Below are 18,788 nucleotides of genomic sequence, written 5' to 3'. Positions count from 1 at the left end.
GGGAATTTTAATGGCAATATTGTTGCAAAAATCGAAGGTGATGACGGTTGCTGGTATGTCACTTGTCATGTTATTGGCAGCCTGTTCCAGCGACCAGAGCTATAAGCGCCAAATCAATGATGATGAGACATATCTTGAAGCACCTCCCCGAAAGGCGTTGAAAGTTCCTGCGGGTATGGTATTGCCATTGCAGAATGGTGAATATGATATTCCAGCAATAGCCTCTCAAGGGCAGGTTGGGAAAGCGCTTGATATTCGCCCGCCATCTCAGGCACTAGCCCTATTGAGTGGTTCCCGTACTGAAAACAGTGCAAAGAGCAGTAAGTTGCTACTTGAAAGCACTCCTGAGAATAGTCATCTGTGGTCACAGATTAACAATGTGCTATTGAAAAAAGGTTTCCAAGTTAGCCAACGTGATGATGCTAGCCAGACATTGACAACTGATTGGATCGATTGGCTGCGTGCAGATGAAAATGTTCCATATCAGGCTCGTCATCGTATTAGTGTTGCACGCCAGAGCTATCAGATTGAATTATCCGTTACTAATGAAGGGCTGAGACAAGGTGATCATCAGATAACTGATCCTCTTGAAATCCAACGTTATAACACACTGATGCTCAATGAATTAATTGAAGGTGTGAACCAGCAGCGTGAACGTATTAGCGATGACTCTGTAGCGCGTAATCTAGGTTCATTGGATGTACAGAGTGGTGGTGATAGATCTGGATTACCTCAGATGATTGTTCGGGCACCCTATAATATTGTTTGGGATAGATTACCGGCAGTACTGGAAAAAGTCGGTATGAAAGTGGGTAGCCGCAGTCGTTCAACGGGTTCTATTACTGTAACTTATAAAAGTCTCAGTTCATCTAGTTGGAAATCAATGGGTGTTAATGAACCATCCATTAGTGAAGGTGATTACAAATTACAGGTTGGTGATTTGAATAACCGGAGCAGCTTACAGTTTATTAGTGATAAAGGTAAGCCGTTGACCCAATCACAAAATGATGAATTGGTTGCAGCGTTGAAGGCGGCTTTCAGCCAGACCACAGGATCATAGATCTAGGAAAGCCCCTCATATTATTGACAAAGCGCTGGCTGTTTAGTGAGCGCTTTGATTGATAAAGCGCTGTTTTTTAAATCAGTGTTTGATCGCTAAAATCTCGGATAAAAAAACAAACTAGCGTAGTGTGAAGAATATCCTCTCCACATCATTTCTTTTCGATATAGAAAAAATCGGCCCTTTGGGCAGGATTTTGTCAGCAATCTGTTTTATTATTTATCTTTGGTATTTGTATAGTAGTAATATCATAGTAGTAATATCTCTGGAGTATATAAAATGCAAAAAAAAGCTGAGTTGTATCGTGGAAAGGCAAAAACGGTGTACACCACGGATGATCCTGATTTGCTAGTGCTGGAGTTCCGTAATGATACATCAGCATTGGATGGCGAACGTATTGAGCAGTTTGATCGTAAAGGGATGGTGAATAATAAATTTAACCATTTCATTATGAGCAAATTGGCAGAAGCAGGGATTCCGACGCAAATGGAACGACTATTATCGGACACTGAGGTATTAGTTAAAAAGTTGGATATGGTGCCGGTTGAATGTGTTGTGCGTAATCGGGCTGCGGGTTCATTGGTCAGACGTCTTGGTATTGAGGAAGGTTTGGTATTGAATCCACCGCTGTTCGATCTGTTTCTGAAAAATGATGCTAAGCACGATCCAATGGTGAATGAATCTTATTGTGAAACTTTTGGTTGGGTTAGCAAAGAACATTTGGCTGAGATGAAAGAATTGAGCCTCAAGGCCAATGAAGTATTGAGCAAATTGTTTGATGATGCGGGTTTGATTTTGGTTGACTTTAAACTGGAATTTGGTTTGTTCAAAGGGCAGATAGTCCTAGGGGATGAATTCTCTCCTGATGGTAGCCGTTTGTGGGATAAAGAGACATTGGACAAAATGGATAAAGATCGCTTCCGCCAAAGTCTTGGTGGCCTGATTGAAGCGTATGAAGAGGTAGCACGCCGTATCGGTGTTATTTTGGACTAATTACGCAAACGATTACCTGGGCCGAAAGGCCCTTTTATTTGCACGAGCTATTTGAGATGCGTTAATATTGAATAGGAATTCATTTATATAGTCGCGATATATTTGTGAAAATCATTATAATTCGGTGGAATTATTGCTATTTTTTACTCCATTTATGATTCATTGATTGGAATAAGTTATTTATTGTTCATTATACCCTATGGATTTCAAGATGCATCGCGGCGGCAAGGGAACGAATCCCCGGGAGCATAGACAACTATGTGACCGGGGTGAGTGAGTGCAGCCAACAAAGAAGCAACTTGAAAGATAACGGGTATATACCCGTAATCATTGAAGATGCTTGATTTTATCCGAAATGGAGATCATTATCCTCGCTATGAAAATATTCATTACCGATGAACAAAAAGCCGAACTTGAACATCTCCATCACACCTGCCGTGATAAGAGGGAGTGTGATCGCATCAAAGCGGTCCTGCTGGCCTCTGAAGGCTGGAGTTCAGTGATGATCGCTCAGGCCCTGCGTCTTCATGAAATGACCGTTAACCGTCATATCAGCGATTACCTTAATCAAGGTAAACTTAAATCTGATAATGGGGGGTCTGATAGTTTGCTTTCTCAAGAACAAACTGATTTTTTAATCAATCACTTATCTCAACATCTTTTCCATCACACCCATGAAATCGTGGCCTATGTTGCTCAGCTCTGGAATATTACCTTTAGCATTCCCGGCATGAATAAATGGCTACACCGTCAGGGTTTTTCTTATAAAAAACCTTGTGGCGTCCCTCATAAATTCGACGCAGAAAAACAGCGACAATTTATTGAATATTATGAGAATCTTAAAGTCACAGCGAAAGACGAACCCATCCTTTTTCTTGATGCTGTTCACCCGACTCAAGGCACCAAACTCGGTTATGGCTGGATGCGAAAAGGCGAGAAAAAAACAGTAAAAACAACAGGAAGCCGGACTCGCCTGAATATATTGGGCGCGCTCAACCTGAATGCCATTGGTCGTACGGTGTTCCAGGAATATCAAACCATCAATGACTACAACATTTGCTGTTTTTTCAATGAAATAAGAAAGTCTTATCCTGACTATCATCAAAAAATTCATCTTATTGTGGATGGGGCGGGTTACAACAAAGCTCATCTTGTTAAGGAGTGGGCTTATGTTAGCAATATTGAGTTACATTACCTTCCTCCCTATAGCCCAAATTTAAACCCAATAGAGCGATTATGGAAGGTCATGAATGAACAGGTTCGAAATAACCGTTATTTTGCGGATAAACATGAATTTCGAGACAACGTCTTCAAATTTTTCACCACAACGCTACCGGATATAGCGGACTCGCTGATGTCTAGAATTAACGACCATTTTCAGGTGCTAAAAACTGCATCTTGAAGTTTCTTGGGTATATTCATATTGAGAATGTTTTTGATGATAGGTTGTTAAATGACCTAATAAAGGGATTGACATGGTAGAATAAGCTATTAATTTTATTTTTTGGCTATTTTCTTGTGATAGCGTTTATAAACATTTCAATCAGATCGTGATAAATGCGGGTATTCTGCGATAATTGCACTTCGCTAAATGTGAACCAGATCTTGCTGTTGTGAACGATCGGTTATTAATAACTTTGATGTTGGCTGCATATACTGATGTTGCAAATAACATTTTTAATTTGAATGAGGTGCCATAACCTAAAAATGAAAAGCGTCATGTCAAAGAATTTAACTGTATGGCGGATACTGCTACAGAGTGCCGTACCATTTAAGGGGACAGTTGTATGTGCGTTTTTGGCCTTAACCGTTACATTATCGTGCGATCTAAGCGGCCCTTATATTATCAGGAATTATGTTGATAAGGCGACATCAGGAACGACTGTTGATCAGCTTATCATGTTGGCAATCATTTATGTTTTTATTGCGTCGATTGGTGTTATCGGTAGTCTGGTAACCAGTTACATGAGCACCAAGGCTGGTTGGGGTATTGCTGATACCATTAGATATAAGCTCTTTCACCATGTGATGACAGTTTTACCTGTATTGGAAATAGAACGGCGATCACAGGGAGAATTGCTGGAAAATATCGAAGGTAATGCTGATATTATAGGAAAAACGATTTCTAAAGCAGGCTTTAAGGCTATTGCTAATGTAGCGCTGACATTAGGGACATTGGTCATTATATTCAGCGTCATGCCTCAGGCAGGTATTGCCATAGCAATCGTCGTCATACTCGTGGCGTATGTGTTGATTCAATTAACCAGACTTTCTGTTCGCCGCTGGCTAATTGCGCGAAATGAAAAAGCCCGAATCTTTGGTTTTGTCGGTGATTCATTACATGCAATGGATGATTTACAGCCATTGTCGCAAGCGCATTGGCCTGCCATTGCATTTCGTAAAATGCTGTCAATGTTGCTCAAATTTGAACGCAGTGCTTATATTGGTGGCCGGGCTTTTTGGCCAATTACCCAGATCTTCTTTGCACTCTGTTTCGGTATAGGTTTTGGTTTTGGGCTTCAATTACTTGGTGAGAACAGCTTAAGCATCGGCACATTAACGATGGTTTATCTTTACGTTGATAAACTGCGGGAGCCGGTGGAGGATATGTCATCGGAAATAGAGCTAATACAGAAATTATTTGCTGCTTTATCACTTTCAGCAAAAATGTTAAATGAAGGCACCCCAGATAAATCATCGGATAATTTATTGCCTGATGGTCCTCTCTCTATCCATTTCGATAATGTTGATTTCAGTTATAACGGAGAAGAAACTCAGGTTTTGCACGGTGTTAATTTTTACGTCGCTCCGGGGAGTAAAATTGGCATTATTGGTAGAACGGGGGCGGGGAAAAGTACCATTCTTAATTTGATGTGTGGATTTGCGCGACCCGATTCAGGAAGAGTGACCATTGGCAATGTCGATGTTTCAACGATTAAGCCGGAAGAGTTTGCGAAAAAGATTGCTGTTCTTAGTCAACGGTCTCATCTGTTTTCCGCAACATTGCGGGAGAATTTAACGCTTTTCAGTAATGAAATATCTGACGATCAAATTTGGGAGGTTCTTCAAGAATTAGATGCGCTTGAATGGGTTAGAGCACTGCCAGATGGCCTTGATACACAGGTTGGTACTAATGGTCTGATGCTATCAGCAGGAGAAATTCAAATGATAGCGGGAGCCAGAGTGATGTTACAGCATTGCTCGTTGGTGATTATTGATGAGGGAACTTCTCAACTTGATCCCCGAACAGAAGAGAGTTGGCTGAAATTGCTTGAAAAGTTAAGTCACAATTGCACGGTTGTGATGGTCGCACATCGCCTTCACACACTTTCGGTCGTTGATGAAATTATCATTATCGATGATGGGCGGATTCAACAGCGAATCCCTGAAACAGAAATCGCAATGTTAACGAGTAATCATGGGCTCATGGTATGACTATATCCAATGTATCAACTAAAGTTAAAATGTTACCGGCCTTGACTGAGCTGATAAAAAAGTTTGCTCCTCTCTATTTCATTACCATGTTTGTGTGGACATTGATGCATGGTTTTCCTCTGTTGATTGGTTACCAAATCAGCAAATTACTCGATAGAGCGATGAATGAGCCAACTAACCCTGTGGTCTGGTGGTTGCTTGCCTCTGCGATTGCCACAATGGTCTTGCGATCACTATTTCTGTTCTTGGGGTTAACCTTTGATTTTACGTTAATCTTCAAAGTCAGCGCTTACCTGAAAGAGCGGGTTTTATGGGGAGTAAGCCACTGTTCCCGCAATCAGAGACAGACTTTTTCTCAAGGCGATATTCTGAACCGTATTCGTGATGATAGTGATGAAATTGCGGAGTTTCTAAGTTGGACCTCTGATTTTATTTACCGCGCATTACTTTTAATTATCGCATTGGTTGTGCTTATCAACACTGACATAATAACCACACTTGCTCTTATGCCTATGATTGTGGGCCTTTGGGTTGGAGCGATACTTAAACGCAAGGTAGGGAATTTACAGAAGAGTAAACGTCAATCGCAAGGGGATATTGCCGGCAAGATTACTGACGTCTTAACGGGTATACGCGACTTGCGCCTTGGCAACAAAATGGAAGGGCAGATTGAGCGATTATCGCAGAAATTTGTCAGTCGACGGGCGATTCAAGCCAAACATCAGGTATTTACTGACCTTCTTTCTGGGCTGTTCAAAAATATTGTCATACTTGGGACGTCGGCTGTTTTATTGATAGTGAGTAAACGGATCGTTGATGGCAGTTTTACTGTAGGGAATCTGGCACTATTTTTGACCTATATCGGTTGGATCAGTGAACAGATACTCTTCTTTGGTCGGTCAGTTGCCTATTATAAAAATGCTGATGTGTGTTATGGGCGAATCAGACAGTTTCTGGCAAATAATAAAGTAGATAAAAAAGAGACCAAAGAATATGAGCCAGATGAAATTCTGCATAAGTTAAGTGTTAATCATCTCGCTTACTCAAAAACTCAGCCCCCAGTTTCGTTTGAGGCAACGGCTAATCAGGTTATTGGCATTGTCGGTGATATTGGTTCGGGTAAAACCACTTTTTTGCGTTACTTGATTGGTCTGGAAAAATCCAGTTCCGGCAGTGTACTGTGGAATAACCGAGAGGTTCTGGGCAATGAAAACTGGTGGCGGAATCCACGTATTGGATATGCCAGACAGAAAGCCGGTTTTTTTGGTGGAACTGTAAGGCAAAACCTCGCGTTGGGTGATAAGGATATCGATGATGATGTCATGGTACGGGCGCTGGAGGCGGTAGGTTTGACGCCCGGCTCATATGAATTGCCAGACGGGCTCGATACTGTCATTAATTCTGGCTGTGCCGGTCAATTATCTGGCGGTCAGCGTCAACGTTTGGCATTGGCCCGGATGTTATGCCGTCCCGCTGACGTTTATATTGTTGATAACTGCGATTCATCATTAGATACGGATACGGCCCGTCGTTTATGGACTGTTTTACCTGAGCATTGGCCTGGTTTGTGGATTGTTGTCTCGCATAATGCCGATCTTCTCGCTAAAGCGGATCATATTGTTACCGTTCAACAGCGGAGAGAATTAGCATAATCCATTGGATATCCACTCCTGGCTAAGTCGGTAGGAGTGGATGTCAATAATGAAATGGTATATATTTTTTCCATATCTGGTGAAAGGGGATTATGAGTAAGTAAACTATTTATAGTATGAAACTTGAATCAGATCTGCATGATTACTTCGTGGCTGCTATTGCGGTGAATATGTGTATATTTGCAATAGGGTTGAGTTGGTCGTTCACTCTGTTATATTGTAAATATGAAAAGAGAGGTTGTTATGGTAAAAATCGCTGATTATCCACAAATGAAAAATTATGCTTGGTATTTGGCTGAGGATATTGAGTTAACTGATCGTGATGCGCTTGCATTTTACGAACGCAATTGGAAATATATCGAAGAAGATAAGCTTGGACTTCAAGAGCGTCAGCTGATTGAACGACTCATCCATGAGCAGGGGAATGGTTTTTTGAATGTCTAATTCTCGTCTTGAGGCAGCAGAATATCGCCCAGCCTGTGAACTGATGTGTGAATATGTCCAGCGTCATAAATATCGTGCTTTCCTTCAGGAAAAGGTTGATATCGCACGCCAATCTGTAAAAGAGGGTAATGGTGTTGAACATAGCGACGTAAAAGCGATTTTTGCGGCTCGAAGAGAACAGTTTAAGGCTCGTAAGTGAACGTAATTTGGACACCTCAGGTGCCATCGACTGGTTTATGAGAACTGTCTGGATTTTAGCTTTAGTGCATACATCACGATTGTGGCCGTAGGAAGTTGAGTAATTACATGCTTATTAAGAAATTAATTGCCACATTGGAAGGTGAAATACAGATATTAATAACCACATTGCTTAATGAGCAATGGGAAGCCGCTAGGGAATTAATGAATGAATCATTGCGTATGGCGGCTGATGATTTAGCTTTAACTGTATTGGCAGACAGTTTGTGTAACTCAGATATCGATATTATTTATCAGCAGCAAGGTGCTTGTCATCTGCGGCTAAATACTCTCAATGGAAAGTTCAATCTTTATATTGGGATTAAAGATCGGCAAATTAATTCTCTCTCGTTATCTCGATGCCCAATACCTGATGCGTATGCAAAACAGGGTATTTTTATCGAAAAAACGTTAAAGACGTTTGGTCTTAGAGATGTCCCGGATGGTTTGGTCTGTTTGCCATCACCACATAATGATGCCAAAGCACTTGTACTATTGCTTGCAGGTTCTGGTCCTCATTCGATGGATTATGATGTTGGGCCTAATTCACTGTTTCGTATGCTGGCACATGAATTAAGTCAATATGGAATTGCGAGTGTACGTTTTGACAAACGCTATTACCGTATCCGGCAGAGAAATATGGACCCTGAGGTTGTCGATCTCAATACGGAAATTGTTGACGATGCTTGTAATATACTGACCGGTTTAATGGGACATATTGAATTTCACGATGTGCCAGTATTTCTGGTTGGGCACAGTTTCGGCGGATATGTCAGCCCATTAATTGCAGAGAACTTACAGCAAAAATCGGGTTTAAATGTTACGGGTATTGCGATGTTGGCGGCGCCTTTCCGTAATTTACTCCGGGTGATTTTATCCCAATTACCCAGTGGGAAAGAGCAAGATACGATATCTCTTGCGAGCTTTTTATCAGTGCCGGATAGTTATCTCAAACAGATTGAGAATTATCATGCATTTGACTGCTTAAACAGCTTGCCTGCCATGCCGTTATTTTTTGCTCAGGGAGATCAGGATTGCCAGATTTTGCATAATGTTGATTTCACGATGTGGAAAACTGCACTGCAAAATAATAGGCAGGCAGAGTTCAAACTCTACACTGGATTGAATCATATTTTATTGCCCACAATGGGGTGCGATGGTGGAGAGGATTATCTGCACCCAGGTCAGATCCCGGCGCAGGTAATTGCAGATTTGACTGCATGGATCATCCACCATTCGTCATGAAATAGGCAGCGCTATTCATTTTTTGCGAGCAGCTTGACCCAATCATTGATTGTCGGCCAGCGGGCTAAATCTGCAAAGTTAATTGGATACCCCACATCATTTAGCCGATCAACCAGCATCAGCATTTTTACCGAATCGAAACCGATATCAAAAAGGTTTTCATCCTCCGGTATTGTCTCTGCTTCTGGATGAAGCGCTTTGATTTCTCGATGTAAAATTTCATAGATAAGCTGATTTTTCATTGTGCCTCCAAAAAGTTTTATGAAACAAAACAAACTACAATTCTCTGATACCTTCGATTGGCGCTGATGCAGCTGCACGATGTGATGGATATACACCAAACACGACGGTAATAAAGCAGGCTGCAAGGGAAGCGAGTAAAAAGGAATAGAAAGAGAAGCCAACCGTAATATCAAATAGTAATAAAATTCTGAAACCGATAAATGAAAATAACAATCCTAATAATGTTCCCAATAATGAAATCAAAAATGCTTCGGTAAGAAACTGGTAAAAAATGTCGGAATAACTGGCTCCTACGGCAAGCCGTATACCAATCTCTCTTCTACGTTCTCTAACACTAATGAGAATGGTATTCATGACACTGACACCCGCAACAAAGAGAGTCACTGATGATATTGATAAGAGGAAAAGGTTAATTTTTGATTGGGTTTCATGCAAGGTTTTCAACAATTCGGTGGTATTACGTATCTCGTAACTTTGTTGATGTTTAAACCGTGACAACCGTTGTTCAATAGCGTATTTAACCGGTTCAATATGAGAGGCATCTTTGGCTTTCAACACCATGCCACTAGGCGGCGTATGACCGAACAGCCGTACCAGATAGCTGTTGCTTGGCAAAAATGCGGCATCATCTACCCCTGCGTCCATACCTTCGCCTTTCTGTGTCAGGATACCGATAACTTGCATCGAGATGTCGTTAATCTTGATGCTCTGCCCAAATGCGGTTTCTTTTTGCGGAAAAAGTCTCTCGGCCAGAGATGCTCCCAAGACAACGACATTTGCTAGGGCAGTATTGTCTTGTGGTGTGTAAAAACGTCCACGATCAATCACCAGATTACGGATAATCGCGATATCTGCATTGGCACCAATTAATTGAACATCAGCAGAGCCTTGTGGAGAAACGATTGTTCCTGGCGCAGTATAAAATAGAGTGCTGTGGCTAATATGGGGATTACCTGAAAGTGACGTTATATCCTCTTGTGTCAGATAATCATGATGGGAATCGAAAGCGCCGTTTTCTTGTCCCTTATATTTTACTGAAATGATATTACTTCCCATTGAGGAGACCATCTTAACAATATGATGCTTGGTTTCTTCGCCGATTGCTTGCATGATCACAATCGAAGCTACGCCGATGGCAATGCATAATAGCGTCAGGAAGACTCGTGTTTTATGGGCGGCAAGAGAGCGTACCGTCATCTTGAGATTAAATAGGATGACGGTTGAATAAATATTAAATTTTAAAGTTATTTTACTCATGCTCATTGAGCCACCAAAGAACCACTGTCCAGATATAGTCGGCGTTTGGCATATTCGGCAACAACTTGGTCATGTGTTACTAGAATGATGCCGCATCCATTATGATGTAACTCAGTAAAAAGTTGCATGAGGTTGGTCGCATTAGTGGTATCTAATGCGCCGGTAGGTTCATCGGCAATAATAAACTTTGGATTGTTGATCAAAGCGCGAGCGACAGCAACGCGCTGCTGTTCTCCTCCTGATAGATGGCGCGGGTATTTATCTAATAAATTGTCAAGTTGGAGACGATCGATTAAGTAACGGAAATGTTCTCTGTCATAATCGAAGTTTCTTTTTAAGTAGTACATGGGCATCAAGATATTTTCATCAATGCGGTAGTTTTCCAGCAGGTTATAATTTTGAAAGACAAAGCCAAAATATTTTCGCCGTAAAAGCGCCAATGAGTGAATCTTTTGCTGAGTTACCGTGAGATCATTAATAAGATATTCTCCCGCACTGGCGATATCCAAAAGTCCTATTATATTCAATAAGGTACTTTTCCCTGAACCGGAGCGACCAAGAATAGCAACATAATCATTTTGGTCTATGGTTAAGCAAATATCTTTCAGGACAAGATGTTGTTTACCCTCATTACCATAGGTTTTGCAGATATTATTTAGCGTTATCATTTTGGATCTTCCCAAGATTATCTTGTTTGGAAAGTACAACGATCTGCTCGTTACTCTGCAATCCGCTGACAACGACTGAACGCCTTCCATTGTTATGACCGATCAATAATTGTCTTACTACGATGTTTCCATCTTTCATCTCACGTAAAAAATAGGTAGTTAGATCATCGTTCAAAGGTTGATGCCGTTTATTATTCAGTATATCACTGGGTATAGTCACTACTCCGGTGCTTTCGTGGGTCACAATAGTGACATCCGCACTCATACTGGGTTTAAGCAGGAAATTATCATTAGGGACATCAAATAGCACAGTATAATAAACAGCATTATTAATGAGATCGGGTTTATACATAATCTTCTTAACATTACCGTGCCATATATGCTGATTTGTACTATAGATCTTGAAGGAAGCTTTTTGCCCCGTCACGATTTGGTTAATATCTGCTTCGGAAACCTTTGCATAAACCGTCATATTTTTGAGGTCGGCAATTTGCATGAGAACCGGTGTCTGTTGATTGACATTTAGTGTTTGCCCGGGGTCAACATGAATTGCGGTCACGACGCCAGCAATAGGCGAATAGATTTGGCTATAACTGAGGCTGACTTCTTCACTGTGCAAAATATGTTCATTTTGCCTGATGTCTGCTTTGAGACTTTCAATTCTTGCCTGACTTTTTTTGACGCCAAAAGCAGCCTCATCCAGCAGTTGCTGGCTGGTTGCGGAACGCAGGTTAAGCTCTCTTTGGCGTTTTTCCGTGATGACCAGAAGTTGATAAGCGTATTGTTCTTCTTGCAACATGGCTCGCAATTTTTCTAGTCGCGCTCGGCTTGCCTCAACTTTAGTACGATAAAAAGTATCATCAATGCTAGCGACCAGCTTACCTGTTTCAACAATATCCCCGACTTCAACATATAACTTGGTTAACTGGCCTGAAATTTGGCTACCAACATTGACTTGACTGGTTGGTTGTACAATACCGGCAGCATTGACCGTAGTAATAACATCACCTAACGTTCCGGTGACGATTTGTTCTGTCATCACCGTAGATGTCTCTTTTTGGCTAAAGTGGTTATAAGCCACGGCAAGAAAAGCGATCATGATGATGGTGATAACAACCCATTTCTTTTTTTTGACCAGCACAATCAGCATCCATTTTACGATTTGTTATCGTTCCGTATCACCAGGCATCAAGTTATGCTGAGTGCCTATGCAATCCAATAAATCAATCAAAAACAGCCCCATGTCGCTGATGATATCTTCAGAGAAAATATCATCATCGTAGAGCCATTCCAGACCTATTCCAGTTGGCAAATTGATCAGTTCGAGCGCAATATCTCCTTTAGGCTTAAGCCCCTTGATTTTTTCTTTGGTGCAACGGGTTTCACCAAGATATAAACCGGTTTCAAACCCTATTTGAGAAGAAAAATAATAAGTGACTTCTGGCAATTGCATACCGTGATGGTGATGAAGATGTTGTTTTAAATAGGCCAGTGAGATATTGGAATGAGTATTCGCGTCGGCCAGAAATTCGCGGACATATATGGATAGGTTAATCAGCGAAGTTTCCGCAGTAACGTAGGGCAGCAGTAGTGTGGTTGCGAAGCTACCAACACTGTCAAACGATATGGGAGGAGCTCGGTTGGCACAAGGAATACCGACGATAATCTCATCTTTATTGAGTAATGAATTAATGGTCATCAGAAATGCGCCAATCATAATATGTTCCAGAGTCACCGCATATTTTTTCTGCGTGCTGGATAGTTCGGCCATTAATTGTGGAGACAACGGCATTGAATAACGTCGGCCTCGGGCCCTAAGATGAGTTTCCGATGACTCATTATTCTGTCCGACAACCGAAAGGACGTTGAATAATTTTTCTGTCCAAAAATTTAATGTTTCGTCTGACATGCGCTGATTAATGACATTAATGCCTGTTTCCGTCGCAGCTTCAATCTTCGGTACATTATCTGCGTAAGCGGAAGATAATTTTTGCAACACATGAGCAATCGACATCCCGTCACAAAACGCATGATGGAAATTTAATAAAAGGTAGTGCTCATGTTCTGCTATTTTTAATAACTTAAAATATACCGGTGGATTATCCTGTAACGCCATCGGCTTAAATGCCATATCATTTAAGATTTTGCGGAATGAAATTTCAATATTAATGCCGGTAGCATGAGTTAAATCAATATATTCGAAAGGCAGGTTCTCTTCAATAGCAGGCGAGAAGGTTAAAGAGAGCTGCCCATCTATTATGGTGACTCTTTGGCAGAGAGCAGGGAAATATTGCATGATATACAGCAAAGCGTAACGTAATTTCTTTAAATCAATCTCGCCGATCAGATGATAATATAGCGGGATATTATGAGCGCCGGAACGATTAGAGATAGTATCGATAATCCAATAATATTGGTCGTGTTGTTCTGTCAGGCAAGAACTATTTTTATCGATTAAAACCGGTATTTGCCCTTGTTGAATGACAGATTGTAATAGATAACCTAATCTAGGGGTGTGATAGAAATCTTCCAGGTGAATAGAACAATTAAAACGTTGCTGGATCTTGTTTATTAATAATAATGCCTTAAGCGAAGTACCGCCGGCATCAAAGAAATTAGTCTCTTCATCAACAATGCCGTCGCTATCGCCAAAAACTTCCCGCCATAAAGTAAAAAATATTTCTCGTTTTTCTCCTTTAATCTGCGAAATATTATCTTCTTTATTCAATTCTGATATTGGAGCAGAATTGTTGGATGATGATAATTCGACAATAAAAGGTACCTGCAATTTTGGATAACATCCACGCAAGAATGAGACGATTTCGTGACGTGTAATTGAGCATGATCTATCAGGTATAAATATATTAATATATTGGTAGCCAGTTTCATTTTCTTTTATCGCTAAATGAATGTCATCAATATTAATCGCCGCCGTAAGTAATTTTTGCATTTCATCCAGATCGACACGTTTCCCGTCAATTTTATGTTCTTTATCCAGACGGCCAATGAAATTTAAATTCCCTTGGGCATCATAAAATCCACGGTCTCCGGTTAAATAATAGATTTCTCCATCGTTCAACTGTAAGAACCTACGTGAAGTTGACTGATTATCGTTAATATATCCGCTACAGATAGAATCGCCACGGATGCATATTTCTCCATTACTGCCATTAATGATCTTATTAGTTCCATATTCCCGAATAACGATATTGGTATTGGCTAGCGCTTTACCAATGATATTACCGGGTTGAAATTTATCAGCTATTTTGTGACTGCTAGCCACAACGCAACATTCTGTTGGGCCATAAGAGTTAATCAGAGAAATACCACATCCGACTTTTTCCAACCAATGATGAATGGCTTTATCCATTGCCAGATCGCCACCGATAATTGTCATTCTAATCGAAGGTGCGAGTTCTTTAATGGCTGCATGTAGGAAAAAGACAATTTGATGCCAATAATTGGTAGGAAAATTAACTATAGTGACCGATTGTGCATGGCAAAATGAAAACAGTGTCTCAAGTTCAACGATCATATTATCGTTGGCAATGGCTAATGTGGCACCTTGATAAAAACATCCGAACACTTCTTCAATATAAGCATCGAAAACGGGTGTGCTGAAATTGAGAATAACGTCATCTTGTTTAATATCATACTGCTCTGTCATTGCAGCCAAATAGGCATAAAGCCCCTTAAACGTTATTGGTACTGCTTTCGGTACACCTGTGGTGCCTGATGTGAAAAAGATATAGGCTTCGTCTTCTTGAGTCGCCGGACGTTTTATATCATGCCCCAGAAATATCTCGGAAGGGCGAGTTTCTATATCTTCAATAAAGAGAATATGCGTATTATTAACACCGTTTATTTTTTCATGGTAATGACGAGCAGTGATTAATAAAGAAATATTCAGACTATTTAATATGTTATTTATCTCTTCTTGACCAAATGTCATATTGATTGGGACAAAACATAATCCCGCAGTATGGATAGATAATATAGATAATAAGGAATCCATCCCTCTGGGTAATAATACGGCTACCCTTCGATTTTGTAGTGGGCAGGATAATAGCAATTGACTGAAAGTGAATAATTTGTGGTAAAGTTCACCGTAATTAAGGCGATGCACGGTGTTTATTTCTGTTTGATCTCCATGAATGACTGATTTTTTATCCGGCGATACTGCAACGATTTGTGCTATTCGGGCAATAATATTCTCTTTGATAGGATGATTAATAACAATATTTTTGGGGTTATCCAGGCTAGATATAATATTATCCGTTGGTTCAATTTCTTTATATTTCACCCAATATGCCTCAACGGTTTCATTAATATTTTCTGCAATCGTACTATAAATATGTAAATAATCGTCGATCAGAGTATGGGCGGCAAAATGACTATACAGGCGGCTCCCCACATCCAATTCGACTAATGCTGATATCCCATCAGGAGAAAACCGGATGTTAATACCATAATTATTGACCGCGCCAGAAGTCATACAACCGCGTATAGCGCGATTATCTTTCATAAGATCATGTTCAAGCTCATGCAGCAAATTAACATAGGGGGCGGCAATGAATTGATCTGCCCGATTGATTGCTTCATCATTCAAATCATTTATATCAATACGGCTATGCTTGCTATGCAGACTAATTTGCGACTGCATTGCTACGAGGATCTGTTTTATGGTTGCCTGTGGGGCCAAAGAAACCATCAGAGGTAACGTGTTCATTGCCGGACGATAATAGCGGTATTCTCCTTTATCACGTCGGTTAGAGAAAGGTAAATTGATGATATTTGTTGATACGCGGCCTCGTTTGCTCATTTGCAGACATAAAGCCAACATCATCATTAATTTATCATTGAAAGTAAAACTATGGTTGTTTGCGGTGAGCGGCCGGCTTACTTTAATTGCTTTTGAGGGAAATAGACGTTTACGGGTATAATCCTCTAATTTGGGCAGTTGGTTGAGGTAATTATTCCAATACTCTTTGTTGTTAGCATAATGCACGTTTGCTTTATATTTAACCTCGTCAAGATAAGCCTGATAGGTAAAGATCGGTGCTGATGTTGGGTGGAATGTTTGTTGTTCATAGCAAGACAAAACATCATGAATCAACTGACCTATGCCCCAATAATCTGTGGCAATATGGTGAGCGATGATTCCCCAGAAACAGCACCCAACATCATTAAAGTAAAGATAATGCCTTATCGTCACACCCTTTTCAGGCGCTAGCGGTTGAGTTGTTCTCTTTGCAAAATCCGCTTTTGCCGCTGGTTCTACTGCTGGATCTGACAGTTTTATTGGTATAACGTCGACCGGCGTAGAGCTCTTTTCCTGAAAAATATTGTGTTCGGCAATACGGTAACGTAAGGAAAAACCATCATTGAATTGATGAATGGTAATAATGGCCTGCTTCAATCTTGCCAGACTAATATTATCACTGAAGCTGATGAATTCACCGACATTGAAGACAGACTTATCGTCAGCAACAGTATTAGCAATAGCTAAGCGGAGCTGTGTATAATTCAACGGCCAATAGTTGTTATTATATTCCATTATTGTGCGGCTCCACGCTATATTTTATCTTGCAACTCGCCCTTTATTTTTTCAAAAATAGATTCATCTATGCATAATCCAATATTACCTTCTGAATTAAAGCAGATCAGAGGGCGTTTGCTTACACGCAGAATGAAATATTTATTTTTTCCCTTGTGATAGTATCCAGACGAATAATGGATAATATGTATACCATTGCTTCGGCTAAAATCTTCCAAGGAAACGCCTGCTTCCCGGCGTAATGAGGAAATAACCCATTCGTGTGAATATACCCCGGACTTCATCAATAATTTTCCTTCCTTGGCCACGGCTTTATTTGATAACAGTTGATAGCCTACAAATAAGGCAATGATGATAAAGAGAGTCGTCGCAATACTTGCCGCCAGCTTGTTGGGATTGCTGTTACTGAGCCAGTATGGCACAGGCAGAAAAACTAAAGCGATCAGGACGAGCATAGCGACATTCATTAATATGACTTTGAAGTCTGGATTTAATCCCACGATATTATTCATGCTGCTGCCATTCCTAAAGATAATTCGGTAAAGAGATGAATCACTTCTTTACGTTCTTCACGTGTTGCGGGCAGATTGATATAACCACACTTTTGCGCCGCAAACAGGCAAGCGGTGATTTCCCTTCTGACAGCTTCTTTAACCAGTGTATCGACCATTTCTTGGTTGTTATAGAGTCTGGCAAGATGAAGAGAAGCCGTGCCGGCTGAAAGGTCGCTATGATCAAGTTTGGGTAAATAATTTGCCATACATACAGTCACCGCTGTTTGTACCGCGAGGCTTAAGTAGGCTACTACGTTAACTGCCGCCGCCGCATTCACTGCTGCGACAACTCGGGTGCCGACAGCCACGTTGACCGCAGCAACGACATTGGCCCCTACGGCAAGGCGAGCAATTTCAATACTGGTATCATCTTCACTGTTTAAGGGTTCCAGAATTTCTTTCAGCCGGAGAAGAGGAGGACTGTTTGTATCTTGGAGCTGATAGGATTCGATGTTTTCTTTAAAATGTGCGAACAGGCTGGCATCTTGATTGAGATGGTGATTGATTCGGCTTCTCAGACTTGAGCCCCTTTCGTTTAAACCATAGGTTTTTAGGCGGGAAAAGAGCGCTTCATAGTCGTTGATTTTTACCGCATTCATTAAGTCTTTATCATAAGTGATGAATAACAGTAATTCCTCTGCGGAACCGGGGCTAACGATATCTTTGTCTATGCCAAATTCAGCTAACACTTTTTCCGGTGACTCCCGGTATTCTAATGCTAAATTGGGCTGTTGTTGTAGGGTTTCCCAGAATCGGTTATAGGTGATGATCTCTTCCCAAACTTCAACCGGGAGTTTGGCGTTTGACATTGACAACCTTAGCTTATTTTCTTCAACCTCTCCCGGAGAGAGTAATGAACGTGGCACGCCAAACAGGCGGTTGCTATCAGTGCTAGCATTGACGGTGGGTATGACACTGCCAATAGCTGCACCGGCAGCCACGCCAATAAATGTACGTCTTTTCATCATTCGTTCCTTTATAAGTTAACGGAATTCTTTTTTTATTGAGCTTTATACCCGTCATCTTTCAAGTTGCTTCTTTGTTGGCTGCTCTCACTCACCCCGGTCACATCGTTATCTATGCTCCCGGGGATTCGTTCCCTTGCCGTCGCGATGCATCCATAGGGTATATATAAGATAATATGTAACCTTTCCTTATTAAGCTTCTTCATTACTGAGATAATTTCATGAAATAATTATCTAACTGATATTTCTTACCTGCTATATTAATTGTAAGTGTATATTGTGATGACCATAACAGTATTTGGGTATATACCCGTCATCTTTCAAGTTGCTTCTTTGTTGGCTGCACTCACTCACCCCGGTCACATAGTTATCTATGCTCCCGGGGATTCGCTCTCTTGCCGCCGCGATGCATCTTGAAATCCATTGGGTATAGAATAATTTACCCTCCGTTCGATTAAAGGTTAGATGGTACTAACTA

15 protein-coding genes are annotated in these 18,788 nt (G+C 40.9%); 8 read left to right on the top strand and 7 right to left on the bottom strand.

The window, feature by feature from the left end:
* Nucleotides 1–10 precede the first annotated feature (10 nt).
* The 8 genes from bamC (at nucleotide 11) to PluTT01m_RS14090 (ending at nucleotide 9,066) form a co-directional block, all read left to right on the top strand.
* The gene (bamC, locus tag PluTT01m_RS14125) at nucleotides 11–1,060 is read left to right on the top strand and encodes an outer membrane protein assembly factor BamC (protein ID WP_011146965.1); all 1,050 of its coding nucleotides are present in this window, start codon (nucleotides 11–13) and stop codon (nucleotides 1,058–1,060) included.
* 279 nt (nucleotides 1,061–1,339) lie between these two features.
* A complete protein-coding gene (gene purC / locus PluTT01m_RS14120) occupies nucleotides 1,340–2,053 on the top strand; it encodes a phosphoribosylaminoimidazolesuccinocarboxamide synthase (RefSeq protein WP_011146964.1) in 714 nt (237 codons plus the stop codon).
* A gap of 376 nt (nucleotides 2,054–2,429) precedes the next feature.
* The gene (locus PluTT01m_RS14115; RefSeq protein WP_011144720.1) at nucleotides 2,430–3,455 is read left to right on the top strand and encodes an IS630-like element ISPlu19 family transposase; all 1,026 of its coding nucleotides are present in this window, start codon (nucleotides 2,430–2,432) and stop codon (nucleotides 3,453–3,455) included.
* Nucleotides 3,456–3,772: 317 nt separating this feature from the next.
* Nucleotides 3,773–5,488 (top strand): ABC transporter ATP-binding protein, encoded by a 1,716-nt coding sequence (locus PluTT01m_RS14110; RefSeq protein ID WP_228956915.1) that lies wholly within the window; start codon nucleotides 3,773–3,775, stop codon nucleotides 5,486–5,488.
* Nucleotides 5,485–7,140, top strand: coding sequence for an ATP-binding cassette domain-containing protein (locus PluTT01m_RS14105; protein ID WP_011146962.1), 1,656 nt, complete (start codon nucleotides 5,485–5,487; stop codon nucleotides 7,138–7,140). Before PluTT01m_RS14110 ends, PluTT01m_RS14105 begins: the two co-directional genes overlap by 4 nt.
* A 243-nt stretch (nucleotides 7,141–7,383) precedes the next feature.
* Nucleotides 7,384–7,584 carry a hypothetical protein gene (locus PluTT01m_RS14100; RefSeq protein ID WP_011146961.1) on the top strand — a complete coding sequence of 67 codons (201 nt, stop codon included), beginning with the start codon at nucleotides 7,384–7,386 and terminating at the stop codon, nucleotides 7,582–7,584.
* Entirely contained in the window at nucleotides 7,577–7,783 is a 207-nt protein-coding gene (locus PluTT01m_RS14095) for a hypothetical protein (RefSeq protein WP_011146960.1), read from the top strand. Before PluTT01m_RS14100 ends, PluTT01m_RS14095 begins: the two co-directional genes overlap by 8 nt.
* A 107-nt stretch (nucleotides 7,784–7,890) precedes the next feature.
* Nucleotides 7,891–9,066, top strand: a complete 1,176-nt coding sequence (locus tag PluTT01m_RS14090) for an alpha/beta hydrolase (protein WP_011146959.1) — start codon at nucleotides 7,891–7,893, stop codon at nucleotides 9,064–9,066.
* Nucleotides 9,067–9,077: 11 nt separating this feature from the next.
* On the opposite strand, the gene PluTT01m_RS14085 is transcribed toward PluTT01m_RS14090, so the two are convergent.
* From PluTT01m_RS14085 to PluTT01m_RS14055, 7 genes are read right to left on the bottom strand one after another with little or no spacing between them, the layout of a single operon-like run.
* Nucleotides 9,078–9,308, bottom strand: coding sequence for a phosphopantetheine-binding protein (locus PluTT01m_RS14085; RefSeq protein WP_011146958.1), 231 nt, complete (start codon nucleotides 9,306–9,308; stop codon nucleotides 9,078–9,080).
* 34 nt (nucleotides 9,309–9,342) lie between these two features.
* A complete protein-coding gene (locus tag PluTT01m_RS14080) occupies nucleotides 9,343–10,566 on the bottom strand; it encodes an ABC transporter permease (protein ID WP_011146957.1) in 1,224 nt (407 codons plus the stop codon).
* Nucleotides 10,567–10,568: 2 nt separating this feature from the next.
* Nucleotides 10,569–11,234, bottom strand: coding sequence for an ABC transporter ATP-binding protein (locus PluTT01m_RS14075; protein ID WP_011146956.1), 666 nt, complete (start codon nucleotides 11,232–11,234; stop codon nucleotides 10,569–10,571).
* A complete protein-coding gene (locus PluTT01m_RS14070; RefSeq protein ID WP_202926053.1) occupies nucleotides 11,218–12,384 on the bottom strand; it encodes an efflux RND transporter periplasmic adaptor subunit in 1,167 nt (388 codons plus the stop codon). Before PluTT01m_RS14070 ends, PluTT01m_RS14075 begins: the two co-directional genes overlap by 17 nt.
* A 15-nt stretch (nucleotides 12,385–12,399) precedes the next feature.
* The gene (locus tag PluTT01m_RS14065) at nucleotides 12,400–16,791 is read right to left on the bottom strand and encodes a condensation domain-containing protein (RefSeq protein ID WP_011146954.1); all 4,392 of its coding nucleotides are present in this window, start codon (nucleotides 16,789–16,791) and stop codon (nucleotides 12,400–12,402) included.
* Between the two features lie 17 nt (nucleotides 16,792–16,808).
* Nucleotides 16,809–17,303: a hypothetical protein gene (locus tag PluTT01m_RS14060; protein ID WP_011146953.1), complete on the bottom strand. Its 495-nt coding sequence runs from the start codon at nucleotides 17,301–17,303 to the stop codon at nucleotides 16,809–16,811.
* Nucleotides 17,300–18,310: a hypothetical protein gene (locus PluTT01m_RS14055; protein WP_011146952.1), complete on the bottom strand. Its 1,011-nt coding sequence runs from the start codon at nucleotides 18,308–18,310 to the stop codon at nucleotides 17,300–17,302. Before PluTT01m_RS14055 ends, PluTT01m_RS14060 begins: the two co-directional genes overlap by 4 nt.
* Nucleotides 18,311–18,788: the final 478 nt, after the last annotated feature.

The sequence above is a fragment of the Photorhabdus laumondii subsp. laumondii genome, from assembly GCF_003343245.1.
Classification (GTDB): Bacteria; Pseudomonadota; Gammaproteobacteria; order Enterobacterales; family Enterobacteriaceae; genus Photorhabdus; species Photorhabdus laumondii.
This window is presented reverse-complemented; position numbering and strand designations above follow the sequence as displayed.